Here is a 23,535-nt window from a genome sequence, read left to right as displayed (position 1 = left end):
CTGATTAGCTCCGTCCGAGAATGAGCGTGGCGCTGCCATGACGCGCCCCCAAATTGCCGCCAGTGCCTTGGGCCAGAACGATCTCGCAGCTGGGAACCTGCACCTTCGGGTGCGCTTCGCCACGCAGCTGGCGCACGGCTTCGATCACCTTGGTGATACCGCCGCGGTTGGCGGGATGGTTGTTGCACAGGCCGCCGCCATCCGTGTTGAAAGGCAGCTTGCCGACGCCGGAGATGAGCCCGCCGTCCTGTACGAAGCGGCCACCCTCACCCCTGCGGCAGAACCCCAGGTCTTCCAGCTGGAGCAACACCGTGATGGTGAAGCTGTCGTAGATGGAGGCGTACTGGATATCGGCCGGCTTGACCCCCGCTTCAGCAAATGCTTGCGCGCCCGAATGCGCCGCCCCCGTAACAAGCAGGTCTTCCCAGCCGCCATAGACGCCACGCACCGACTCCCCTGCGCCCAGCACGCTGATCACCGGGCGCTTGAGACTTTTCGCGATTTCCGGCCGGGTAACCACGAGCGCGCCGCCGCCATCACTGACTACACAGCAATCCAGACGATGAAGCGGATCTGCGACCAGCGGCGAGCTGACGACGTCCTCGACCGTTACTGGCTGGCGCAGCATCGCGTGCGGATTGTGCTGCGCGTGCGTTGAGGCGGCGACTTTGATCCAGGCAAGTTGCTCGGGGGTCGTACCGTAAACATGCATGTGGCGGCGCGCGGCAAGGGCGTAACCAGCGAGCGTGTTCATACCGAATGGCTGCTCGAAGGCGACATCGGGCGACGTGGCACCGTATTCACGCGGCTTGGCAGTGGACGGATCGGTGCGTGGTTTGCCGGCCAACGTGATCAGCGCCACGTTGCACTTGCCCGCTGCGATAGCCTGGGCCGCGTGCGCAACGTGAATGAGATACGAGGAGCCTCCGGTCTCTGTCGTGTCCAGGTGTTTCACTTCCAGGCCCATGTAGTCGAGCATGGACAAAGGACCCAACCCGGGAACGTCACCAGCGCAAAAGTAGGCATCGACGTCTCGGATTGAGAGCCCTGCATCGGCGAGTGCCCCCCGGGCGCACTCCGCATGCAACTGGGCAACCGAGTGATGTTCCGCTTTGCGCAGTGGATGTTCGAACACACCCGCGATGCAGGCTTTTCCCTTGATGGTCATGAGAGGGCTTTCGGATGGAAGACGAATGGAGTCAGAGCTCGACGGCCCCGGGGCCGCCGAAGGGCATGGAACCAACCCGAAAGGCGAACCGTCGGTGGCATCGGTCGGAAGAGCCGATCCGTGTCGCACGGCCCTTTGCGCATCGCTGCAGAAGAACCGACGAAGACCAGACTGCGCGGCCAGAACAGCGGTTTGCCGAGATCGGAAGGCTGACGCGAAGCTGCGAATAGCAGGCTTTGACTGAAGGTCCACGTCGACGGGATCCCAGAACGCCTGCTCGGCACATTGCATCTTTCATTTCAATTCAATTCATTCCCTCAGACAGAATATCATTGTGTTGTTGGGAATGAATTTTGAGTGCGAATCAGAGAAAGCGCAAGAGTCCAAGACGGAACTCCGCGTTCCTTCGCGGCGCAACAGGCATCAGCGGGCCGAAGGTCGCCCGAATCGCCGACTGCAGACATGCTTGGCGATGTCGCGTCATTCACCGCAGCGTGGGCTCGACTACTGGGTCTCCCAATCACTACTGCCAGTTCAGTGAGCGGTTTTGCCGGTAGGCACTACGCCTGGAGCGCCACCGCTGCAGCCCTTGGAGGCGGCAGGTCTTCAAGAGCGCACGAGTGCACATCGACCATCCTGTGCAGATCAAGTGCCATCGCTACAGCCTGCTCCACAACCTCGTGGACCAGATGCCGACGGCGTGCATCAGCGCAAGGCGCAAGCCACCGACTCTCCTTCAGGCGCGGGTCATGGCGCCAAGCCACGAAAACGTCCAAAAAAGGAGAAGAACAAGGAACCATCGCGACTGTCACTTCCACGATCTGAACGCGTAGCCGAGCACGCATGACGCCCGCGCGCGATAGTGCGGATTAGACAGTCACGTTCGCGCGAATTCGCACTCCGTTTCTCGGACTCCGAGGAGGCCGATGCTCAGACAAGTGATCCGTGGAGCGAACAAGTTCAAAGTTCGACTCGCATTTCTGGGTGAATGACGTCTCCGTTCTTCAGAATCTGTACGTCGTCCAGCCAAAGGTTGCAGTTCCGCATGGGCAGATCCAAGTGGCACGGAGTGTCGTTCGTACCGCCAAGCTCCAGGTTAGGTCCGAGCGAGAAGAGCACGTTGCCATAGAAGGAAAGCGCATTCATGACGTGCTCGCTCGTCAGCCGGCGGGTCACTGAAAACTGATACCAGCGGGCCTTCTCATTGAGGCCCCATCCAATGTGAGAGATAGCATAGGCCCGAGGGTCGTTGAAGCTGTCGATATAGCTACGAATGAGTTGGGCATCCAACCCTTCGCCGGTTATTTCAACCACGTAGCCCTTCTCAACACGCAGCGCCACCGGCGACTCGACGTACTTTTTGAATGCACAAAGGATGTCACCGGGCTGCATCACGACAACACCGTCCACCCCGCCATCGTCGCCTTGAGTGAAAGAAAAGCCAGACGGAAAATGGTCCCAGCGGCCAGCCTCGGCAGTGAATCCGTACTCTGAAATAACCGGATATTGTCCGAGCGTGTAGACGATGTCTGTCCCGGCATCCGAGGTGAAGCGCAGCTGCTTTGCAGACTCCAACAGACTCTTCGCGTACTCCACTCGGCGTCGCAGGTCCGCAGTTGGGAACATCTGCTTCAGCACATGGAATGGCTCCATCACCCGCAAGATGCGCACGCCAGCGGCCTGGATCTCCGCCTGCTCACGCGAGAAAAGAAGACCGACCATATCGATGACCATGCTCGCGGATTTCAAGGTGGTCATCGCAAGCGCATTGCCCACCAGCGGGTGCCGTCCTTGCACACCGACAGCGTTTTGCTGGCCTCTGCGCAGATTCATGTTGAAGGTCGTGGCCCCGAGGTGCGCAGCGGCGGCCATGAATGCCTGCGCGTGGTCCTGCCATTCATCATCGGCCGTCAGCACCACAATGTTCTCTCCCGGTTTTACTCGGCAGAGCTCCAACTCACGAGTGAACAGATCGAACATCTCGACATCAAGTTTCAATTTCTTCTCCTAGTTCGATGGATATTGGTGGCGCAAAGCGGCTCTCAGCAGTTCGCTGAATCCAGCGAAGTTTTCTGCTTGCAGCTGATGTCCGGCGCCTGCTAGACGGAACGCCTCCATATCTGGACGCAGGTGGCGCATCTCTTCAATGTCTGTATCGGAAACCACGCCGCCCTCGCCCGCGCATATCAGGAAGACAGGGCATGCCGTCCTTGCGAGGTCCGCAAACATGTTCTGAGAGTGGAAGTCCTCATAGGCCGCATAGACAGCGCGCTCGTCGCAAGTCGACAACCATTCCGCGCGCAAGCGTTGCAGGTCCTCCGGCCAGGGGGCCGCAATGCTCGAATGCAAGGCCTCTGCCGCTTCTCCCCGGTGAGCCGCCTGCAACAGACTTAGCGTCCGCGCAATGGGGATTGGGTAGGTCCTTCTGCCTGGCCCGCTGGTGGGCGGATCGACAAGCACGAGCGCGCGAACGAGTTCTGGCGCCTTCGTTGACATTCGCAGCGCAATCCGCGCACCCATCGAATGCCCGATCAAGGTCGGCGACCCGATGTGGGTTTCGCGAATGAAGGCTGCGACATCTTCTGCGCACGCATCCAGCCCGTAGTCCAGACGCGGCCCGGATTCGGACAGCCCACGGCCGCGAACATCAAGCACGAAGCAATCATGGTCGGACATGAGCCACCTGGCCACGTGGCTCCAAAGAATTGCAGGGCTCACGATGCCAGGCACGATGAGCACGCGAGGGCCAGCGCCTGGGAAATGCAGGTAGTGCTGCCGAATGCCATTGGCACGAACCACTTTTCCTGTTCCAAAGTTCAAGTTTTTCTCCAAGCGCAGTGCTCCGGAAAAGCACGACGCGAGCCATTCTGCTATGCGGAATATCATTCCGTCAAGCGCCACATGAAGGGGCCGCCGTGCCAGCGCATAGCAGGTCAGTCCTTGCGTGCCCCGCACGGCCCTGCGGCTGCAGGAAGAGATGCCCTCGATAGCAATGAGGTCAGCTGCTCCCGCGGCTATTTCGCCGAATATCCAGATGGCCGCGTGATCGACAAACTTGCCGACCAAGGCGCTTTTCAAGGTCCGCAGGGAATGCAGTTTTCTTTGGCAGAGGCGACCTGAGAGGACTCGGCCTGCGTCTACCTGTCACAACGAGCCAACACCTTTCGTGCCTGCAGCACCACGGGCGCATCTACCTTCCGTCCGAAGAGGCGAAACGGCTTGCCGCCGGCCGCGCGATCGCCGTCCAGGACGCGACTTGCCCACTTCGCGAGTTCGGCGCTCGGCACAAGCGCCGCATGCACACCGGCCACTTGACGGGGGTGGATGCACAGCTTGCCGCCGAAGCCGAAGGCAACCGCGCGCCTGACGTCGCGCGCGAGCCGCTCTTCGTTGTCGAGGTCTGTCGTCACGCCGTCGATGGCCGTCGCGAGGCCCGCGCGCGCGGTCGCCATCGCGATGGCAAAGCGCATGGGCGCGAGCTCATGTTCGTCCTCGCCGGCTGCGATGCCCGTGTCGACCATGAAATCCAGGTGACCAAAGGCAAGACGCAGGACGCCTGGCGCGCGCGCCAACTCATCCAGCGCCGCATGGCCGACCGCACTTTCCACCAGGGGCACGAGCCCGACATCGGGCGCAACCGCGACCACTTGCGCGAGGTCGTGCGCAGATTCTGCTTTCGGCACGATCAGGGTGGCAGGCAGATGAGAGAGGCTCGCGAGCCAGGCGAGGTCTTCGCGACCGGCGTCCACTGCAGGCGAATTCAGCCGCACGGCCACCATGTCGAGCACCGGCGCCTGCGCGAGCCATTCGCCGGCAGCGGCGCGGGCAGACGGCTTGTCCCCCGGTGGCACGGCGTCTTCCAGATCGACGACGACGAGGTCGGTGCCGCTCGTGAGGGCCTTGTGGAAGAGGTTCCTCTGATGCCCGGGCACGAAGAGAAGACTGCGCGCAAGAGCAGCCGGGTGTCTGGCGTTCATTTCAGACGACCTTCTCGGTATGCATCGCCGCAATGCGTTTGTCGTCCCACCCCATCTCGCGCAAGATCGAGTCGGTGTGCTGGCCCAGCGCGGGCACATCGTCCATGCGTGGCTCGAAGGCGTCGGTGCGGCCCGGCGGCAGCAACGCGGGGATCGGGCCAATTGGCGTACCCACTTCGCGCCAGCGGTTGCGCGCCCTGAGCTGCGGATGGGCCCACAGGTCGGCGAGCGTGTTCATGCGTGCGTTGGCGATCTGCGCGTCGTCGAGGCGGCGGGAGACTTCGTCGGCGGTGAGCACCGAAAAGGCCCGAAGAATCACCGGCTTGAGCAGGTCGCGCTCGGCGTGTCGGCGTGAATTGGAGGCGAAACGCTCGTCCTGGGCAAGCTCGGGCTGGCGCAGGACCTTCTCGCAGAATTGCACCCACTCGCGCTCGTTCTGCAGGCCCAGCATGACCGTGCGTCCGTCTCCAGCCTCGAACGGTCCGTAGGGGTAGATCGTGGCGTGCGAGGCACCCGCGCGCGGCGGCGGCGGGGCGCCATCGAAAGCGTAGTAGAGCGGGTAACTCATCCACTCGGCCATGCTCTCGAGCATCGACACGTCAATGCGAATGCCCTGCCCGGTGCGCGAGCGCTGGAGCAGGGCCGCGAGGATCGAGCTGTAGGCATACATGCCCGCCGCGATGTCCGCCACCGAGCAACCTGCCTTTGCGGGCTCGTCCGGGGTACCGGTCACGCTGAGAAAGCCGGCTTCGCTCTGGATCAGGAGGTCATAGGCCTTGCGGTCGCGGTAGGGGCCGTCGTCGCCGTACCCCGAGATGTCGCACACGACAAGGCCAGGGTGCATCGGGTGCAGGGTTTCGTACGAGAGGCCGAGCCGCGCTGCGGCGCCAGGGGCAACGTTCTGCACCAGCACATCGGCGCGCTCGAGCAGCCTCGCGAGCACCTCCTGCGCGGCCGGGTGCTTGAGATCGAGCGTCAGGCTTTCCTTGGAACGGTTGGTCCACACGAAATGCGATGCAAGCCCCTTGACGCGCTCGTCGTAGCCGCGCGCAAAGTCTCCGGTCCCCGGTCGCTCGATCTTGACCACGCGCGCGCCCAGGTCGGCCAGCTGGCGAGTGCAGAACGGCGCGGCAATTGCGTGCTCGAGCGCGATGACGGTGATTCCATCGAGAGGACGTTGCATGGTCATTTTCTGGGGCGTCGGAAGATGCGCGCTGCGCCAGCGCGGGCTGGGCAACATGCGTACGGTTGGGAGAGGCGAACCTGCGCTGCTCGCTGCAGTGTCGGGTCGCGTAGTTAGCGGTGCGTGGCGTCGTTCCCCATCGGACTTCTCGCGCTGCGCCGCGAAGCACCCTCAAGCAGGTCACGCTTGCGGCAAGTCTTTGAAGGGGCGGCGGAGCGGCCGCCTGGCCGGTTCCGCTGCACCCAGGGTCACGGAATGCCTGGCCACGACGTGTCAGATCAGCCTTGTCTCCCGCTCCCAATAGGGCGCACGCAGCTTCTTCTTGTCGATCTTCCCGAATGGCGTCGTAGGCAGTGCGTCCGCAAAGATGATTTGCTTAGGCGCGATCAACGATCCCTTGCGCTCGCGGACATAGGCGATCAAGTCAGCGGCCTCGGCTTCAGCCCCGGCCCGCAGCACGACAAACGCAGCGACGGCTTCACCCCACGTCGCATGGGGCACGCCGATCACGGCGGCCGATGCGACTGCGGCATGGGCGGCCAGAACGTCCTCGACCTCTCGCGGATAGACGTTCGAGCCTCCGGATACGATCATGTCCTTCTTCCGGTCCACGATCGACAGGCGGCCACGCGGATCGAGAAAACCGATGTCCCCCGTGTGCAACCATTCACCCGCAAGGGCCTGCTGGGTTGCTTCGGCCTGCCCGAGATAGCCCTGCATCACTGACGGGCTTCGTACGCAGATCTCACCGACGTCGCCAGCGGCGACCGGCTCGTTGCTGTCGTCAAGAATCGCGATCTCGGCCGTCGCCATGGGGTAGCCGCATGCTGACAGCGAGGAGGGGTCGTCGAGATCATGATCGCCGCGCCGCAGAACTGCGATGGGGGTGCATTCCGTCTGCGCGTAGACTTGAGAAAAGACCGGACCAATGCGTTGAATGGCTTGCCGCAGACGGTCCGGCGCAATGACGGATCCCGCGTAGACGATGAGCTCGAGGCTGCCAAGGTCAAACGCCTCGAGTGGAGCCTCCAGAAGTCTGTAGATCATCGTGGGCACCATCAAGGTCGCACTGATGCGTTCGCGCTGGATGGTCTCCAGGACCTGCCCGGGGTCGAACTTCTTCATCAGATGGACGGTGCCTCCACGCATCAGCGTCGGTGCGATCAACTGCCCTGTGACATGGCTGATCAACGCGATGGCCAGGTACTGCACGCCGTCCGGCAACTCCAGTTCGCTGTTCATGGCGACGGCCATGAGTGCGACCTGACCTGCCTCTCGCATGATGGCTTTCTGGCGGCCAGTCGTGCCCCCGGTGAAGTTCAGCGTGCCGATGTCGGCGGCGCCGGCTCGCTCGATCGGTTCGGCGTGGTCGTGTGCGGCAACCAGCGACAGAAGATCGGCACCGGGGCCTGACTTTCCGACGTGGAAGACGGAGACGTCAGGCAGCGCCACGGCGAGTTCATGGGCCCGGGCTTCAAATGCGTCGCTGTCGATGATCAAGACCGACGCGCCCACGTCGGTGATCTGGGAGACCTGGGAGTCCAGTGAACTGAGCGGATGCAGCCAGCTGGTGGCCGCACCGAGCCCCTGGGCCGCGACGGACGCACACCAGGTTTCGTACCGGTTCTCCGTCAGCAACGCGACGCGCGCGCCCCTGCAGACACCTTGGGTACTCAGGATGGCCTGAACTTTCCCCATGAAGTCGATGACGTCTTGGTAGCGGACCGCCACTTCAACCTGGCGAAAGGCGATGCGGTCCGGATACCTGCGCAGGGCACGCAGTACCAAGGAGAAGAATGTGGGAGGTTGATGCAGCTTCATACGGCTGAAGATCTCGATCAGTTCTCAGTCCAGCTTGATCCTGCTGTGCGATATCAGGTCTGACCAAAGTGCCTGCTCGCGTCCCAGATATTGCGCGAATGAATCCCGCGAGCCGCCCACGGGTTCGAGCCCCAATGCCTCCAGACTGCGCTTGCGGAATGCGGCATCGGCCAGGATCTTGTTGACCGCGACATTGACGCGGTCCAGGACCGCGGAGGGCGTGCCTGCAGGGGCCGTCATACCGATCCAGTTCTCGCCGGAGAAGTCGAACTTCTGTTCGCTGATGGTCGGGACGCCAGGGAAGAAGTCGGAGCGCTTTTCGCCCATCACGGCGATGGCCCGCAGCTTGCCGGAATCGAGGTATTGCGCCACGGCGACGTGCGCCAGCATCGCGGACTGCACATCACCCGCCAGCAGGGCCTGCATCAGGGGCGCCGACCCGTTGTACGGCACGTGGGTCAGGTGGGTTCCGAACACACGGTTGTATTCGGTCAGGAACACGTGTGAGGTGCTGCCGGTGCCGAAAGTCCCCCAGTTGACCTTTCCGGGATTCACCTTGTCCAAGGCAGCCAGCTCGGTGAGGTTCTTCGCACCGACGCTGGAGGAGACGACGATCGCCGCCACCATGTTCGCCATGCGGACCACGGGAACCAGATCGGCCTTCGGGTTGTATGAAAGCTTCGAATACAGCTGTGGATTGAGCGACATGATGTCGCCATTGCTGATGCACAGCGTGTAGCCGTCGGCCGGAGCCTTGGCACAGCGGGTCGTCCCGATGATCCCATTCGCTCCAGCCCTGTTGTCGATCACGACGGGCTGCCCGAGCTCCTTGCTCAGAGCCTCGGCCATGGGGCGGGCGAAGTTGTCCAGCACGCCGCCAGGTGGATACGGAACGACCAGCTGCACCGGCCGCGAGGGCCACGCCTGCGCGAACCCGGTTTGCATCGTCACAGCGAGGGCCGCAGCCATGGCGACCTTCGCGCCCAATCTGAAATTCATTGTCGTCTCCAGTTCTTGAAGTTGTCAGCAGGCGCACGTCGCCTTCAGGCCCGAATAATCGCGAGGGGCCGGCCTCCTGGCAATTCACGATTGGAAAAGAGCAGTTTCGCCCTGCTTAATCCGCCACCTGTCAGCTGGAAGCGCTTTGGCTATCACGCGCGTCTGCGCGCAGCATCTCGACGAAGTCACGGACGAAGGGGGGCAGTTCTTCCGAATTCCGGATGCAGATGTACTGCGGCCGGACGGACCACTCGTCCTTCAGCTCGACGATGCGGATGTTCATGGACTTCGCATGGCGCACGGCCGGCAGATGGGTGAGCACACCGACGCCGATTCGTGCCTGAACCATCCGGCACAAGGCTTCGAAATTCCCCACCTGCGCGCGAAGACTGATGTGTCGCCTGAGCATTTCGGCCTGCTGCTGCAAGAACGCGTGCAGGGTGCTCGTCTGGGAGAGTCCGACGTGATCGAAGTCCAGCGTCTCCTCAAACGACACAGCCCGCCTGTCGGCCAGCGGGTGACCCGAGGGAACGGCGAGCACCATGTGGTCGGTGCGGTAGGGATAGATTTCCAGCCCTGACGTGCCGACGTTTTCGAGGATCACGCCGACATCGACCACGCCTTCCGCAACGGCGCGAACGATGTCGCTCGACAGGCGCTCACGCAGGTCGATGCTGGTTCGAGGCCGGCTTGCAAGAAAGCGTTCGATGACCGAGGGCAGAAACTCGCTGATGGCCGTCGTGCTGGCCATGATGCGCAAGCGTCCGTCGACGCCCTCGGAGATATCGAGCATCTCGCCGCGCAGCTGTTCGATCTGCTCCAGGATCAGCCGCGAGTGCTTGATCATCGTCTGGCCCGCGCTGGTCAGCGTCAGACCCTTGCTGGTGCGGTTGATCAGGCGCGTGCCGACCGATAGTTCCAGCTGCTTGATCCGATTGCTCGCAGCCGGCAGGGAGGTGTGGACCTGTTCGGCCGCACGCGTGAGGCTGTTCGTGTCAGCGATGCGCACCATCAGGCGCAGGTCGGCAAGATCGAAGTGGACCGAGCGCCTGGGGTCGCCCTGCTGCCGGGGTGGAGTGCTGTCTACCATCGAAACGACGAATTCCGGGCTGCGTCTTCACCGTCCGACTGCCGCCACTTTTCCATGCTGAAAGTCATCTTTCGGATTGTCGAATAGACCGGCGAAGCCGCAACAACGATGCTCGGCGATCGTCAACCAACTCGCCGCGAATCATGCAAAGCACCCCCGGCATCCGCGAGCCTCACGTGCCAGTTTCACCCCTGGGCAGACTGAAGATCGCCATCACGATCGACGACATGCTGCTGCTGCGAGGCGTCCCGATGGCTCCCGGGCACAGTGTGCCATCAAACATTCGAGCCATGATCGCTGCCCTGAAGGCGCATCGCGTGGCCGGGGTGTACCAGTTCTCCAATACCGCACCCCTGGAAGATGACGAGAGCCTGCTCAAGGTTTTCGACCTGTGGGTCGAGAGTGGCCACCATGTCGCCAACCACACGCACAACCATCCACCTCTCAACTGGTTGGACGCCGACACCTACGCGCGCGACATCGAACAGGCCGAGAAATACCTGGGCCGCTACATCAACCAGGCGCCGCGACGCTGCTTCCGGTTCTGCATGGATCTATGGGGCGACACGGCGTGTAAATGCGATGCGATCCTGGACAAGCTCGAAGGCATGGGCTACACGCCGATCCCGGTGAGCATCGGCTTTCACGACATCCGCTGGAACGCGGCGTATTGCCGCGTTCTGAAGCGCGGATCAGCCGAGGACGCGGCCCAGATCCGTCGCGCCTATGTCGAGAGCGCGCTGCACGAGCTGCGCACCCATGCAGCGAACGCGAGAGCGGTCTTCGGTCGGGATCCGATCCACATCTGGCTGATCCATGGCACGTCCATCGCCGCTGATTGCCTGGAGCAGATTCTGAATGGCTTTCGGGCTGCGGAGGTCGAGTTCGTGTCGCTCGATGAGGCCATGGGTGACCGCATGAACGCCGAAATTCCTCCGCGCGTGAGCCCCGAATTCATCTTTCAGGTTGAGAAGTGGGCGTTGGCGCTGGGTGTCCCGGTCACGGACCGCATGCCCTCGATCCTGGACGACATCGAGAAGCTGTATCCCGCGCCCGGCGAAATGCAGGCGGAGATCACTTCGCGCATGCGTGAGCACATTGCGGCCGCTACGGGCGCCGGGATCCGGCCCATTCCTCTTTATCCCGAATATCAGAGCTGACCCAGCAAAGACTTCCATGCAGACCACATCTTTCGACCCCACCGCCTACGACGGCTTGCGCTACGAGCATCTCACGCCGGACATCGTGAACATCGCGATGTCGCGACCGGCCGTGCGCAACGCGCAGAACATGGAGATGACCTATGCGTTGAACGCAGCGTTCGACCGCGCTGCGCAGGACGACGCAGTCAAGGTCGTCATCCTCTCCGGCGACGGCGATCATTTTTCGGCTGGGCACGACATGGGTGGCGACCACCACAGGACCTGGCGTGACTTCCGCACGGTGGGTACCTGGGCTGCTTTCGACGGGCCCGGCGTCGAAGGTCTCTACGGACGCGAAAAGGAGATCTACCTGGAGATGTGTGAACGCTGGAGAAACCTGGCCAAGCCGACGATCGCGGCGGTGCAAGGCTCCTGCGTGGCAGGCGGACTGATGCTTGCCTGGTGCTGCGACCTGATCGTCGCGGCTGAGAACGCCCGGTTTCGCGATCCCACGCTCGAGTTCGGCGTGGCGGGCGTAGAGTTCTTCATGCATCCCTGGGAACTGGGCGCCCGCAAGGCCAAGGAATGGCTGATGACCGGCGATTGGCTGGGCGCTCAGGATGCGAAGCAGTGCGGCATGGTCAACCAGGTGTTCCCGACAGAGGGCCTGATGGAAAGCGCGCTGGACCTCGCCAAGCGAATCGCCAACAAGGGGAGCTTCGTGCTCAAGGCCGTCAAGGAGTCCGTGAACCACGCGCAGGATGTCGGCGCGCGTCGCAACGCCATGATGCACGCCTTCGGCCTGCACCAGCTTTCGCACCACCACAACAAACAGCAGTGGGGATTGCTGGTTGATCCGAAGGGCATCCATCCAGCACTTCGCGAAAAGATCCGCGTCCGGTTCAATTTGCCGGCACTGCTCGGGACGGGGGACCGGACAACCTCTTGACCGGCTGATATCGGAGCGCACTCTATGCAGCGTCGCGCCAACGCGCGACGCCTGGGCTCGAAAATGCGCTAGAGCAGATCGGGAGGGCCGTACTTACAGCTGACGGAGGCCGTTCTCATGCGGCCACTTTCAACGCAACCGCTAGAGAACCTGCTTTGATAGCTAGTACGTCCAGATAGTCCGCCCACCGCTGGAGCATCACAGCGCGCTGCTTGAGGTATTGGGTACGGTTATAGGCGCGCCCATTGGCATCTTTGACGGCGTGCGCTAACTGAGCTTCGATCACCAATGGATCGATATCCAGCACTTCCGCCAACAGGGTCCGGGCAGTCGCCCGGAAGCCATGAACCGTCTGCACGGTCGGCCCGTAACCCAAGGTCAGAAGCGCTGCACGTAGAGTGTTGTCCGAGATCGGCCGCTCATGACTGCGCTCGCCCGGGAAGACCAGCGTGCTATGGCCCGTAGTGGGGTGCAGCTTGCGCAGCAACTCCACAGCCTGCCTGGGCAGGGGCACCAAGTGCGGATCCCCATGTTGCTTGCCATCGATGCGCCGCTTCATCCGCGCTGCGGGCACGGTCCAGAGTGCCCCGTCGAGATCGATCTCGGCCCAGGCCGCCGCCCGCAGTTCGTTCGGGCGCTGAAAAAGCATGGGCGCCAGTTGAAGCGCCGTACGCACGATGGGGCCGCCCTGGTAGCCCCGAATGACGCGTATCAGCGCCCCCAGTTGGGCCGTATCGGTGATCGCCGCAAAGTGACGCTTCTTGTGGGGTGTGAGTGCCCCCTTGAGATCCGCCGTGATATCGCGCGGCGCCCGCGCAGTCGCCACCGCGTAGCGCCACACCGCGCGTGCCGTCATCAGCACGCGGCCGGCCACGTCGAGAGCGCCACGCTCCTCGACACGGCGCAGCGCTGCCAACAACTCGATGGCCTCGATTTCGCTGATGCGACGAGCAGCGAAGTACGGAAACAGGTCCTTTTCCAGGTTGCGCTTCTCGCGCGTGGCGTAGTGGCCGCTCCAGCGCTCATGGTGCTTGTCGAACCACTCGAGCGCCGTCTCTCGAAAGGTATCGCCGGTGTTCACGGCCGCCTTGAGCTTGATGACCTGGCGCGCCTGTATGGGATTGATTCCGGAGGCCTTCTGGGCTTTGGCGGCGTCACGCGCCTTTCGCGCCGCAGCAAGGCTCACGTCGGGATAGGAGCCCAGGGCGAATTTCTTCTCAACCCCCTCGATCCTGAACTTCCAGAACCATCGGCGAGATCCCGAGACGGAGACCTCCAGATAAAGGCCACCTGCGTCAGCGTAGCGTGCCTGCTTTCGGTCAGGCGGACAGGAGGCATTACGGCATGCAGCATCGGTCAACGGCATGGGGGACATCCAGGGGGTGGGGGTACAAAACTGCTGTCCCAGGGGGTTCAGGCGGTTTGTACCCCCTCTTGTACCCCCACTTGGCGCTGGCAGTCACCGGATTTCAGTGTATGCCTCCGGACACGATCCGCCAGTTTCCCCAATGAAAAAGGGCGTCCGGTGGATGAAACCGGACGCCCTTGGACGTTTTATTGGTCGGTGTGAAAGGATTCGAACCTTCGACCCCTTGCACCCCATGCAAGTGCGCTACCAGGCTGCGCCACACACCGAAGCTCTCGATTATAGCCCCGTGATTTCAGTGGCTCGGCGTGAGCAACTCACGAATTTCGTTCAGCTCGCGACGAAGGTGGAGCAACTGCGACAGATCGACCGTCCGCACTGCCTGTGGCGGCGGCGGGTCCATGTCATCCTGCAGAGCGGCATCGAACTCTTCCTGGTCGATCTCGATGGCCTCCATGCCTTCGAGCGGTACTTCGCCGGCCTTGCGTCGATCGCGCTCGGACTGCACCAGTTCCTGCAGCTTGTTGCGTGCCCCGCTGATCGTGAACCCCTGGTCGTAGAGCAGGTCACGGATGCGGCGGATCATGAGCACCTCGTGGTGCTGGTAGTAGCGCCGGTTGCCGCGCCGCTTCATCGGGCGCAGTTGCGTGAACTCCTGCTCCCAGTAGCGCAGCACGTGCGGCTTGACGCCGCACAACTCCCCCACTTCACCGATGGTGAAGTAGCGTTTGACGGGAATCGGCGGGAGGGTTTTCTCCATTGAAATCAATACAGTGCAAGCGAAACCTCAGAGGTTACTCCACCCTCCCTTGCACTACCAAGCACTTATTCGGAGCCGACGCTCCATTCGACCTCTTTGGGAGCCTCTTCACCGATGCTTCCGTGGATTTGTTCCTTGAGCTTGGCGCTCGCATGGAACGTCGCCACCCGGCGCTCGCCAATGGGAATGGCCTCGCCGGTGCGTGGATTGCGCCCCGGCCGGGGCGCCTTGACGCGGATCTGGAAGTTGCCGAAGCCGGAGATCTTCACGTCCGTGCCCTCGATCAGGCTGTTCGCGATCAGGTCGAAAAAGGCTTCGACCATGTCCTTGGACTCGCGCTTGTTCAAGCCGATCTGCTCGAAAAGCAGGTCAGCCAAGTGCGCCTTGGTCAGCGCCGGCGTTTCGAGGGCTTCGAGCGTGAATTCCATGGCGTTCATGCCCGCAGGCGCGCACCGAGCCGCGCATCCAGTTGATCGACGATGGCACGGACGGCTGCTTCGACCTGCTCGTCGGTCAGCGTGACGGAGTCCCCGTTGAAGCTGAGCCGCACAGCCATGCTCTTCTCGCCCTGGGCGAGGCCAGAGGCGACCGAGCCATCGCGCGAGACCGTCGGTCGGAAGATATCGAACAGTGCAACGTCACGCAGCAGAGTCGGGTCCGACGCGGCGTGGATCGCCTGCATGAGCGCGTCGTGCGTGACTGCCTCGGCAACCACCACGGCAATGTCGCGTTCGACCGCCTGGAGCTTGGGTACCGGCTGGGCCACTGGCACCGGTCGGGAGGTGACGGCATCGAGTTCGAGTTCGAAAAGCATGGGCGCATGGGCGAAGTCCCATTTCTGGCGCCAGCGTGGGTGCAGTTCTCCCACGACGCCGATGGCGCTCCCCTCGAGCAGCACGCGCGCTGCGCGCCCTGGATGCAGGGCCGGATGCTCCACAGGCTCGAAAGTCGGAACGCGCGGCGCAAGCAAAGCCTCGACGTCGCCCTTGATGTCGAAGAAGTCGGTGCGTTGCGCCTTGCCGTCCCAGCGCGCCTCGTCCGCGTCGCCCCAAGCCAGCCCAGCCACGCGCATGGGCTGGCGGATGCCCTTGACCGTGCTGTCGGTCGTGACGACCGTGTCATCGCGAACGAAGACGCGGCCCAACTCGAACACGCGAGCGCGCGGCGCCTTGCGATCCAGGTTGAACTTGAGCACCTGCAGCAGGGAGCCGATCAGCGACGATCGCATCACGCTCATCTGGCTCGCGATCGGGTTCAACAGCTTGATCGGATTGGCGTTGCCGGCAAGATCCTCTTCCCAGTGGGCCTCTACAAAGCTGAAATTGATGGTCTCCTGATAACCCAATGCGGCCAGGCGGCTTCGCACGGCTGAGCCGCTGCGCTGGGCCTCAGGACGCACGCGCGCAGTGATGGGCGCCAGCGGCGGCGTGGTCGGCAGGTTGTTGTAGCCGATGAGCCGCGCCACCTCTTCGATCAGGTCTTCCTCGATCAGCAAGTCGAACCGGTGCGGCGGCGGCGTGACGACCAAGGTGCCTTCGCCCTCCGCGACCGGCAGGGCAAGGCGTCGCAGTGCATCGGCGCACTGGGCCTGCGTGAGCGGCATGCCGATCACCCGTGCCGCGCGCGCGACCCGCAGCGTGACAGGCTTGGCCTCCGGCAGGCGCAATGTCTGATCGTCGATCGCGCCAGCCTCTCCACCGCAGATGTCCATGATCAACTGCGTGATGCGCTCGATCATGGCCACGGTTCGGCTGGGGTCCACGCCACGCTCGAAACGATGCCCGGCGTCGGTCGAGAAATTGAAGCGGCGCGAACGCCCCTGGATGCTCTCGGGCCACCAGAAGGCAGCTTCGACGTAGATGTTGCGCGTGTCGTCGGAGACCGCGGTGGCGTCACCGCCCATGATGCCGGCGAGCGACTCGACTTCGCGCTCGTCGGCGATGACGCCGACCTTCTCGTCGACCGTGACCGTGTTGCCGTTGAGCAGCTTCAGTTGCTCGCCCGGCTTGCCCCAGCGCACTGTCAGGCTGCCATGGATCTTGTCGAGATCGAAGATGTGGGTCGGCTGCCCGTACTCGAACATCACGTAGTTCGAGATATCGACGAGCGGCGACACGCTGCGCTGACCGCACCGGGCGAGGCGGTCGACCATCCACGCGGGCGTCGCGACCTTGGTGTCGACACCGCGCACTATCCGGCCAGAAAAGCGACCGCACAATTCTGGAGCTTCGACCTTGACAGGCAGCTTGCCTGCCAACGCTGCCGCTACGGGTTCGATGGCGGGTGTCTTCAACGGTGCGCCGGTCAACGCGGCCAGCTCGCGCGCGATGCCGTGGACGCTCAGTCCATGCGCAAGATTCGGCGTCAGCTTGAGCGTCAGAAGGGCGTCGTCGAGTTTGAGCACCTCGCGCACATCGGCTCCGATCGATGCGTCGGCCGCGAGTTCGAGCAGGCCCGCATGATCCTCGTTGAGCTTGAGTTCGCGCGCCGAGCACAACATGCCCTGACTTTCGACACCGCGCAATTTGCCGAGCTTGATGAGAAATGGCTTCCCGTCTTCACCCGGCGGCAACTCGGCCCCGACGAGTGCGACGGGAACCTTGATACCGACACGCGCGTTGGGCGCACCGCAGACGATGTTCAACAAGGCGCCCTGCCCTGCATCGACCTGGCACACGCGGAGCCGATCGGCATTCGGGTGCTGGACGGCCTCCTTGATCTCGCCAACTACAACCTTCGTGAAAGGCGGTGCCACCGGACGGCGCTCTTCGACCTCGAAACCGCCCATCGTGAGCGTTTCGGCCAGTTCGGCACTGCTGAGTTGCGGATCGCAGAACTCGCGCAACCAGGACTCGGGAAATTGCATCTCGTCGTTCTCGTTCTATTACTGGAATTGGCTCAGGAAGCGCAGGTCGCCGTCGAAGAACAGCCGCAGATCGTTCACACCGTATCGCAGCATCGTGAGTCGGTCAGGGCCCATGCCGAACGCAAAGCCGATGTAGCGCTCGGGATCGAGGCCCATGTTGCGTACGACGTTCGGGTGCACCTGCCCCGAACCCGCGACTTCGAGCCAACGGCCGGCCAACGGGCCACTCTGGAACTGGATGTCGATCTCCGCGCTGGGCTCGGTGAACGGGAAAAAACTCGGGCGAAAGCGCAGGACCAAGTCATCGCTCTCGAAGAAGGTTCGGCAGAAATCGGTGAAGACAACCTTCAGGTCCTTGAAGCTCACGTTCTCGCCGAGCCACAGGCCTTCGCACTGATGGAACATCGGCGAGTGGGTCGCATCGCTGTCGACACGGTAGGTACGGCCCGGCGCGATCACGCGGATCTCGGGCGCTTTGAGCGTGCCGGAAAGATCCGACGCTGCGGCTTCGAACTGCGCCGCGAATTTCTTGATTTGCTGATGCGCATAGCGCACCTGCATCGGACTGGTGTGCGGGCGCAGGTTGTACGGAATGCCGCCTTCGCCGTTGATGTCGACGTAGAAGGTATCCTGCATCGATCGAGCGGGGTGGTTGGGCGGGTTGTTGAGCGAAGTGAAGCTGTGCCAATCGGTCTCGATCTCAGGACCGTCCGCCACGTCGAAGCCCATGCTGGAGAAGATCGCCTCGATGCGCTCCATCGTCCGGCTCACCGGGTGCAGCCCGCCCGGTACGCGCCGGCGACCGGGCAAGGTAACGTCGAGCGCTTCGGCGCGAAGTTGAACCGCGAGTTCTTCGTCGGCCAGTTGCTGGCGGCGTTCGGCGAGCGCAGCTTCGATCGCCTGCTTGGCAACGTTGATGGCAGCGCCGCGGGACTTCTTCTCCTCCACGCTCAAGGCCGCCATGCCTTTCATCAATTCGGTGATACGGCCAGCCTTGCCGAGAAACTGCGCCTTGGCGTTCTCAAGATCAGCCGGCGCCGATGCTGCGGCAAAGGCTGAGCGTGCGGTTTCGACCAGGGAGTCCAACTCGATCATGGGGAAATCTTCGGAGTGAAAGATGAATACGGACTGTCGCAGAGATGAAAAAAAGGGCTGGAGCCCTTTCAAGCGCCAGCCCTTGTGCCGTGGGCGCAGGAAGCCATCTGAAGACGACAACCTGCCATGCGGAATCAAGCAGCCAGCTTGGCCTTGACCTGCTCCACGATGCCGGCAAAAGCGGCTTTGTCATGCACGGCGATATCGGCAAGAACCTTGCGGTCGATCTCGATACCAGCCTTGCGAATGCCGTTGGCGAACTGGCTGTAGGTCAGACCCAGTTCACGCGAGGCAGCATTGATACGTGCTATCCACAGTTGGCGGAACACGCGCTTCTTGGTGCGGCGGTCACGGTAAGCGTATTGGCCGGCCTTCATCACCGCCTGCTTGGCGATGCGGAAAACATTGCCGCGACGACCGCGGAAACCCTTGGCGAGTGCGAGAACCTTCTTGTGGCGGGCGCGAGCCGTTACACCACGTTTGACGCGAGGCATGTGTGTACTCCTTGTTCGTCTGGATTAAATGCCGCTGCCGGGCAACATGGCGGCCATCGAAACCATGTTGGTCTCGTGAACTGCCGTTGCACCACGCAGGTGACGCTTGTTCTTGGTGGTCTTCTTGGTCAGGATGTGACGCTTGAAGGCTTGACCGCGCTTGACGGTGCCACCGGGACGAACGCGGAAACGCTTTTTCGCGCTGCTCTTGGTCTTCATTTTGGGCATGTGAATGCTCCTTTAGTTTGTGCTCGTGAGGCGCCGCAGATGCTCCGCGGACTTGTTGGCCCCGAGACACTTCTTCATCTCGCCCTAACCCTGCACCTTGAAGTGCTGGCAGGGGCGAAATCCCTTCAAATCTTCTGCTACTTAAGCTGCCGCCGGCGCCGCCGTGGCTTCTGCGGCCTGCTTTGCGGCCCCACCCGCCTTCTTGCGACCTGGGGCGATCATCATGATCATCTGGCGGCCTTCAAGCTTCGGAAACTGCTCGACGACAATCAGGTCGCCAAGCTCGTCGCGAATTCGCTGCAGCAAAGCGAGACCAAGCTCCTGGTGCGTGATTTCGCGACCGCGAAAGCGGAGCGTGATCTTGCACTTGTCACCCTCATCCAAGAAGCGCCGGATGTTGCGCATCTTGATGTTGTAGTCACCGTCGTCGGTGCCCGGGCGGAACTTGATTTCCTTGACTTCAATGACCTTCTGCTTCGATTTCGCTTCGGCCGCCTTCTTCTGCTCGTGATACTTGAACTTACCGTACTCGATCAGACGGCAGACCGGCGGATTGGCCGCCGCGACAACTTCCACCAGATCCACGTCTTGTTCGCCAGCCAAGCGCAACGCCTCGGCAAGACTCACAACACCCAACGGCTCATTGTCGGGCCCGATCAGGCGGACTTCCGGGGCCATGATTTCCCGGTTCAGGCGGTGTTGGCGTTCCTCGCGGTGGCGGCGGTCGCGAAATGCAGTAGCGATGGTCAGAATCCTTCAAACAAATTGCTACAGAACTGTAGCTAACACCGTTGAGTCCACGCCCACAAGCAGCCTGATCGGAAAAATCAGCCTTTGAACTTGTTAATTCAAAGCTTGTGTTGGATGTCGTGAGCAATCTTTTGAGAGAAGGCGTCCACCGACATGGCACCGAGGTCAAGATTGCCCCGGGCGCGCACTGCGACGGCTCCAGCCTCCCTCTCCTTGTCACCTACGACGAGGATGTACGGAAGCTTTTGCAACGAATGCTTCCGTATTTTATACGTAATCTTCTCGTTGTGCAGGTCGAGCGAAACTCTAAGCCCTTGATCCATCAGCGTTTTGGCAACGTGGGCCGCGTACTCTGCCTGCCCCTCGCTGATATTGAGCACGGCCACTTGCACCGGGGCGAGCCACGCCGGCAACGCGCCCGCATGATGCTCGATCAGCATGCCGATAAAGCGCTCGAGGCTACCAACGATCGCGCGATGAAGCATGACGGGGTAGGACCGTCCGCTCGTCTCCGTCACGTACTCGCCGCCCAGTCGTTCGGCCGTGTTGAAATCGACCTGCATCGTGCCGCACTGCCACTGGCGGCCGATGGCATCCTTCAGCGTGTACTCGATCTTCGGCCCGTAGAAGGCGCCCTCGCCTGGCGAAATGACGAAGTCCACGCCGGAGCGACGCAGCGCCTCCATCACCGCAAACTCGGCCTTGTCCCACAGTTCGTCCGAGCCCACCCGGTTGTCAGGGCGCGTCGCCACCTTGTAGAGGATGTCCGTGAAGCCGAAGTCCGCATAGACCTTCTGCAACTGTGCCGTGTACGCGACGCATTCCTCGAGGATCTGGTCCTCCGTACAGAAAACGTGGCCATCATCCTGGGTGAAGCCACGGACGCGCATGATCCCGTGCAGCGCGCCGCTCGGTTCGTTGCGATGGCATTGGCCGAACTCGCCGTAGCGCAAGGGAAGGTCCCGGTAGCTGCGCAGATCCGACTTGAAGATGAGCACGTGCCCAGGACAGTTCATCGGCTTCAGGGCGTATTCACGCTTCTCCGACTCCGTTGTGAACATGTTCTCGCGGTAGTTCTGCCAGTGGCCCGTCTTCTCCCAAAGGCTCTTGTCGAGGATCTGCGGGCCCTTGACCTCCTGGTAGCCTGTGTCGCGGTAGACACGGCGCATGTATTGCTCGACCTGCTGCCAGATCGCCCAGCCCTTGGGGTGCCAGAACACCACGCCCGGCGCGGCTTCATCGATATGAAACAGATCGAGTTCCTTGCCGAGCCGCCGGTGATCGCGCTTTTCGGCCTCCTCGATGCGGCGGATGTAATCGTCGAGCTGCTTCTTGTCGGCCCATGCCGTGCCGTAGATCCGCTGCAGTTGCTCATTCTTCGCGTCACCGCGCCAATACGCGCCGGCAAGTTTCGTGAGCTTGAAGACCTTGAGGAAGCGCGTGTTCGGCACGTGCGGGCCGCGACACATGTCCACGTACTCCTGGTGATAGTACAAGCCCATCGCCTTCTCGTCGGGCATGTCCTCCACGAGGCGCAGCTTGTAGTCTTCGCCTCGCGACCTGAACACGTCGATGACCTCGTCGCGCGGCGTCATCTTCTTGATCACGTCGTAGTCCTGCGCGATCAGCTCGCGCATGCGTGCCTCGATGGCCTCCATGTCTTCGGGCGTGAACGGGCGCTCGTACGAGATGTCGTAGTAGAAGCCCTCGTCAATCACCGGCCCGATCACCATCTTTGCCGTCGGATAGAGCTGCTTGACCGCATGACCCACAAGATGCGCCGTAGAGTGCCGGATGATCTCCAGCCCCTCGTCGTCCTTCGGCGTGATGATCTGCAGCTTCGCGTCATGGTCGATGACGTCGCTCGCATCGACCAGTCGGCCATCGACCTTGCCGGCAACCGTCATCTTCGCCAGGCCCGGGCCGATGGACTTGGCAACATCGGCCACCGAAATCGGGCCGGGAAACTCGCGCCGCGAGTTGTCGGGAAGAGTGATCTGGATCATGAAAAAACCTCGACGGGAAAACAAAAAAGCGCGGTCTCAGGCCGCGCTTTGCTTTGGTTCATGCGCTGGAAATTTCCAGCATGCGCAGCCTACCGGCCTTTTCCTTCAAGGAAAAGACCGCTGAATTCCGGCGGCGTAGTTCGCGGTGTCATAACCAAAGTGCCTTTCTCGCCCTTGTTGCTGCTGAGTCGAAGGTGGCGATTCTATCCGTTACGCCTCAGGATGCAGACGCCGCGTTCTTGAGTCCCAGCACGTCGATCTGCTCGATGGTCGGCGGCTTGGCGAACAGTTCCGGCGCCTTCGCCATGAGGGCCTGGGCTATCGGGCCCGTGAGGTGTGCCTGGCGACCCGCCTCGTCTTCGAACGCATCGAAGATCCCGAACGTACTGGGCGACAGACGCAGGGCAAACCAGATCGGCGTCGTCTTTTCGTCACGTGCCATTGCGAGGCCAGCTTCGAGGAACTGCTGAACTTCGGCTTCCTTGCCCGCCTTGGCTTCGAGGCGGGCGAACAGTGCGAACTTGATCATGAGAGTCTCCGGTGAACGCGGTGCGCGAAATTGCGCTGACCGAAGCCGACTCTAGGCTCGACCATCGAATCGCCCTATTGGCATTTTTGACATCTTTGCTATCGTTATTGCCATGAAGGTCAGCATTCTTGCCCTCGATGGCGCTTTCGACACCGGCCTTGCCACGGTACAGGACGTGTTCGGCACGGCCAACGAGTTGGCCGATGCACTCGATCTCGATGTCGCTCGATTCGATGTGTCGGTGATCGGCATGCGGAAGTCGGTGCACACCGCTCAGGGCCTTCGCGTCCGGGTAGCCTCGGCAGGCGCAGGCGGAATCCCGGATTGGATCGTTGTCCCCGCCATCGGCGACAAGATGCCTGACAAGTTGCAATCCGCTCTCCGGAGACGAGACGTCGCGGATGCAGGCGAGCTCCTGCGAGGCCACGCCGGTCGCGGATGCAACATCGCGGCCGCGTGCATCGGCACCTTCGTGCTCGCCGAATCGGGGCTGCTGGACGAGCAGAAGGCGACGACCACCTGGTGGCTCGCTTCCCTGTTTCGGCAGCGCTATCCGGCCGTGCGACTGGACGAATCGCGCATGCTGGTGACGTCCGGCCCATTTGTCACGGCGGGCGCCGCGCTGAGCCACATCGACATGGCGCTCCTCCTGGTGCGTCAGGCAAGCCCGGAACTCGCGGCCCTCGTCGCCAAATACCTGATCGTCGACTCGAGGCCGTCCCAATCCGCCTACGTGATCACAGACCATCTGAGCCATTTGGACCCGACAGTCGAGCGCTTCGAACGCTGGGCGCGCGGACGGCTTGCAGACGGGTTCTCGCTCGACGATGCCGCGGCTGCAGCGGGAACGAGCAAGCGTACCCTGGCCCGACGCATGCACCAGGTGCTGGGCAAGACCCCGCTGTCGTACTTTCAGGACCTCCGGGTCGAGCGCGCCGTCCACATGCTCAAGACGAGCGACAAGAGCCTCGAGCAGATCGCCGAACTGGTCGGCTATGCCGACGGCGTCACGCTGCGCTCGCTGCTGCGGCGGCGCGTCGGCCGAAGCGTTCGCGAATTGCGGTCCAGCAACTGAAGCCCACGCTGCAAAGAAAAAGCGCCCTTGCGGGCGC

The 23,535-nt window shown here is 62.4% G+C and carries 21 protein-coding genes and 1 tRNA gene; 3 read left to right on the top strand and 19 right to left on the bottom strand.

Annotated features, from left to right (window positions below):
• Positions 1-4: 4 nt before the first annotated feature.
• The 8 genes from AC1D3B_RS02585 to AC1D3B_RS02550 all read right to left on the bottom strand — a co-directional run bounded on the left by AC1D3B_RS02585 (position 5) and on the right by AC1D3B_RS02550 (position 10,238).
• Positions 5-1,168: a thiolase domain-containing protein gene (locus AC1D3B_RS02585; protein WP_478189097.1), complete on the bottom strand. Its 1,164-nt coding sequence runs from the start codon at positions 1,166-1,168 to the stop codon at positions 5-7.
• Positions 1,169-2,128: 960 nt separating this feature from the next.
• Complete coding sequence (locus AC1D3B_RS02580; protein WP_478189096.1) at positions 2,129-3,166, bottom strand: 2,5-dihydroxypyridine 5,6-dioxygenase NicX family protein; 1,038 nt, start codon at positions 3,164-3,166, stop codon at positions 2,129-2,131.
• A 9-nt stretch (positions 3,167-3,175) separates the two neighbouring features.
• Entirely contained in the window at positions 3,176-4,246 is a 1,071-nt protein-coding gene (locus AC1D3B_RS02575; protein WP_478189095.1) for an alpha/beta fold hydrolase, read from the bottom strand.
• Positions 4,247-4,305: 59 nt separating this feature from the next.
• Positions 4,306-5,145, bottom strand: coding sequence for an HpcH/HpaI aldolase/citrate lyase family protein (locus AC1D3B_RS02570; RefSeq protein ID WP_478189094.1), 840 nt, complete (start codon positions 5,143-5,145; stop codon positions 4,306-4,308).
• 1 nt (position 5,146) lies between these two features.
• A complete protein-coding gene (locus AC1D3B_RS02565; protein WP_478189093.1) occupies positions 5,147-6,328 on the bottom strand; it encodes a CaiB/BaiF CoA transferase family protein in 1,182 nt (393 codons plus the stop codon).
• Positions 6,329-6,601: 273 nt separating this feature from the next.
• Positions 6,602-8,149, bottom strand: a complete 1,548-nt coding sequence (locus AC1D3B_RS02560; RefSeq protein WP_478189092.1) for an AMP-binding protein — start codon at positions 8,147-8,149, stop codon at positions 6,602-6,604.
• A gap of 24 nt (positions 8,150-8,173) precedes the next feature.
• A complete protein-coding gene (locus tag AC1D3B_RS02555) occupies positions 8,174-9,148 on the bottom strand; it encodes a Bug family tripartite tricarboxylate transporter substrate binding protein (protein ID WP_478189091.1) in 975 nt (324 codons plus the stop codon).
• Between the two features lie 130 nt (positions 9,149-9,278).
• Entirely contained in the window at positions 9,279-10,238 is a 960-nt protein-coding gene (locus tag AC1D3B_RS02550; RefSeq protein ID WP_478189090.1) for a LysR substrate-binding domain-containing protein, read from the bottom strand.
• 143 nt (positions 10,239-10,381) lie between these two features.
• On the opposite strand from AC1D3B_RS02550, the gene AC1D3B_RS02545 reads away from it, so the two are divergent.
• Together AC1D3B_RS02545 and AC1D3B_RS02540 are read left to right on the top strand one after the other, a co-directional pair.
• The gene (locus AC1D3B_RS02545; protein WP_478189089.1) at positions 10,382-11,398 is read left to right on the top strand and encodes a polysaccharide deacetylase family protein; all 1,017 of its coding nucleotides are present in this window, start codon (positions 10,382-10,384) and stop codon (positions 11,396-11,398) included.
• Between the two features lie 16 nt (positions 11,399-11,414).
• A complete protein-coding gene (locus AC1D3B_RS02540; protein WP_478189088.1) occupies positions 11,415-12,329 on the top strand; it encodes an enoyl-CoA hydratase in 915 nt (304 codons plus the stop codon).
• A 115-nt stretch (positions 12,330-12,444) separates the two neighbouring features.
• Here AC1D3B_RS02540 and AC1D3B_RS02535 read toward each other — a convergent pair whose 3' ends face one another.
• The 11 genes from AC1D3B_RS02535 to AC1D3B_RS02485 form a co-directional block, all read right to left on the bottom strand.
• Complete coding sequence (locus AC1D3B_RS02535; protein WP_478189087.1) at positions 12,445-13,695, bottom strand: tyrosine-type recombinase/integrase; 1,251 nt, start codon at positions 13,693-13,695, stop codon at positions 12,445-12,447.
• Between the two features lie 192 nt (positions 13,696-13,887).
• A tRNA-Pro gene (locus tag AC1D3B_RS02530) sits at positions 13,888-13,964 on the bottom strand.
• 26 nt (positions 13,965-13,990) lie between these two features.
• Complete coding sequence (locus AC1D3B_RS02525; protein ID WP_478189086.1) at positions 13,991-14,455, bottom strand: MerR family transcriptional regulator; 465 nt, start codon at positions 14,453-14,455, stop codon at positions 13,991-13,993.
• A gap of 65 nt (positions 14,456-14,520) precedes the next feature.
• Positions 14,521-14,892 (bottom strand): integration host factor subunit alpha, encoded by a 372-nt coding sequence (locus AC1D3B_RS02520; protein WP_478189085.1) that lies wholly within the window; start codon positions 14,890-14,892, stop codon positions 14,521-14,523.
• Entirely contained in the window at positions 14,889-17,321 is a 2,433-nt protein-coding gene (gene pheT / locus AC1D3B_RS02515) for a phenylalanine--tRNA ligase subunit beta (protein ID WP_478189084.1), read from the bottom strand. The genes AC1D3B_RS02520 and pheT overlap by 4 nt, the downstream gene beginning before the upstream one ends.
• An 18-nt stretch (positions 17,322-17,339) precedes the next feature.
• Positions 17,340-18,416, bottom strand: a complete 1,077-nt coding sequence (gene pheS / locus AC1D3B_RS02510) for a phenylalanine--tRNA ligase subunit alpha (protein WP_478189083.1) — start codon at positions 18,414-18,416, stop codon at positions 17,340-17,342.
• Between the two features lie 134 nt (positions 18,417-18,550).
• Positions 18,551-18,910, bottom strand: a complete 360-nt coding sequence (gene rplT / locus AC1D3B_RS02505) for a 50S ribosomal protein L20 (RefSeq protein WP_028253492.1) — start codon at positions 18,908-18,910, stop codon at positions 18,551-18,553.
• Positions 18,911-18,934: 24 nt separating this feature from the next.
• Entirely contained in the window at positions 18,935-19,138 is a 204-nt protein-coding gene (gene rpmI / locus AC1D3B_RS02500) for a 50S ribosomal protein L35 (RefSeq protein ID WP_028253491.1), read from the bottom strand.
• A gap of 141 nt (positions 19,139-19,279) precedes the next feature.
• On the bottom strand, positions 19,280-19,891 hold the full coding sequence (infC, locus tag AC1D3B_RS02495; protein WP_478189621.1) for a translation initiation factor IF-3: 612 nt from the start codon (positions 19,889-19,891) through the stop codon (positions 19,280-19,282).
• Between the two features lie 95 nt (positions 19,892-19,986).
• Positions 19,987-21,894, bottom strand: a complete 1,908-nt coding sequence (gene thrS, locus AC1D3B_RS02490) for a threonine--tRNA ligase (protein ID WP_478189082.1) — start codon at positions 21,892-21,894, stop codon at positions 19,987-19,989.
• Between the two features lie 217 nt (positions 21,895-22,111).
• A complete protein-coding gene (locus AC1D3B_RS02485; RefSeq protein WP_478189081.1) occupies positions 22,112-22,423 on the bottom strand; it encodes a putative quinol monooxygenase in 312 nt (103 codons plus the stop codon).
• Positions 22,424-22,535: 112 nt separating this feature from the next.
• Here AC1D3B_RS02485 and AC1D3B_RS02480 point away from each other — a divergent pair, with 112 nt between their 5' ends.
• Entirely contained in the window at positions 22,536-23,498 is a 963-nt protein-coding gene (locus tag AC1D3B_RS02480) for a GlxA family transcriptional regulator (RefSeq protein ID WP_478189080.1), read from the top strand.
• Positions 23,499-23,535 lie beyond the last annotated feature (37 nt).

It is taken from the genome of Variovorax sp. P5_A3 (assembly GCF_056400665.1).
The sequence above is the reverse complement of the archived record's forward strand: the minus strand, read 5'-3'. Positions and strand labels throughout refer to the sequence as shown.

Excerpts from the sequence above, each read along its gene's own strand:
- AC1D3B_RS02550 (WP_478189090.1), bottom strand. The coding sequence starts at position 10,238 with ATGGTAGACAGCACTCCACCCCGGCAGCAGGGCGACCCCAGGCGCTCG.
- rpmI (WP_028253491.1), bottom strand. The coding sequence starts at position 19,138 with ATGCCCAAAATGAAGACCAAGAGCAGCGCGAAAAAGCGTTTCCGCGTT.
- AC1D3B_RS02545 (WP_478189089.1), top strand. The coding sequence starts at position 10,382 with ATGCAAAGCACCCCCGGCATCCGCGAGCCTCACGTGCCAGTTTCACCC.
- AC1D3B_RS02565 (WP_478189093.1), bottom strand. The coding sequence starts at position 6,328 with ATGCAACGTCCTCTCGATGGAATCACCGTCATCGCGCTCGAGCACGCA.
- AC1D3B_RS02485 (WP_478189081.1), bottom strand. The coding sequence starts at position 22,423 with ATGATCAAGTTCGCACTGTTCGCCCGCCTCGAAGCCAAGGCGGGCAAG.
- AC1D3B_RS02480 (WP_478189080.1), top strand. The coding sequence starts at position 22,536 with ATGAAGGTCAGCATTCTTGCCCTCGATGGCGCTTTCGACACCGGCCTT.
- AC1D3B_RS02560 (WP_478189092.1), bottom strand. The coding sequence starts at position 8,149 with ATGAAGCTGCATCAACCTCCCACATTCTTCTCCTTGGTACTGCGTGCC.
- pheT (WP_478189084.1), bottom strand. The coding sequence starts at position 17,321 with ATGCAATTTCCCGAGTCCTGGTTGCGCGAGTTCTGCGATCCGCAACTC.
- thrS (WP_478189082.1), bottom strand. The coding sequence starts at position 21,894 with ATGATCCAGATCACTCTTCCCGACAACTCGCGGCGCGAGTTTCCCGGC.
- AC1D3B_RS02535 (WP_478189087.1), bottom strand. The coding sequence starts at position 13,695 with ATGCCGTTGACCGATGCTGCATGCCGTAATGCCTCCTGTCCGCCTGAC.
- rplT (WP_028253492.1), bottom strand. The coding sequence starts at position 18,910 with ATGCCTCGCGTCAAACGTGGTGTAACGGCTCGCGCCCGCCACAAGAAG.
- AC1D3B_RS02520 (WP_478189085.1), bottom strand. The coding sequence starts at position 14,892 with ATGAACGCCATGGAATTCACGCTCGAAGCCCTCGAAACGCCGGCGCTG.
- AC1D3B_RS02570 (WP_478189094.1), bottom strand. The coding sequence starts at position 5,145 with ATGAACGCCAGACACCCGGCTGCTCTTGCGCGCAGTCTTCTCTTCGTG.
- AC1D3B_RS02585 (WP_478189097.1), bottom strand. The coding sequence starts at position 1,168 with ATGACCATCAAGGGAAAAGCCTGCATCGCGGGTGTGTTCGAACATCCA.
- AC1D3B_RS02555 (WP_478189091.1), bottom strand. The coding sequence starts at position 9,148 with ATGAATTTCAGATTGGGCGCGAAGGTCGCCATGGCTGCGGCCCTCGCT.
- AC1D3B_RS02525 (WP_478189086.1), bottom strand. The coding sequence starts at position 14,455 with ATGGAGAAAACCCTCCCGCCGATTCCCGTCAAACGCTACTTCACCATC.
- AC1D3B_RS02540 (WP_478189088.1), top strand. The coding sequence starts at position 11,415 with ATGCAGACCACATCTTTCGACCCCACCGCCTACGACGGCTTGCGCTAC.
- pheS (WP_478189083.1), bottom strand. The coding sequence starts at position 18,416 with ATGATCGAGTTGGACTCCCTGGTCGAAACCGCACGCTCAGCCTTTGCC.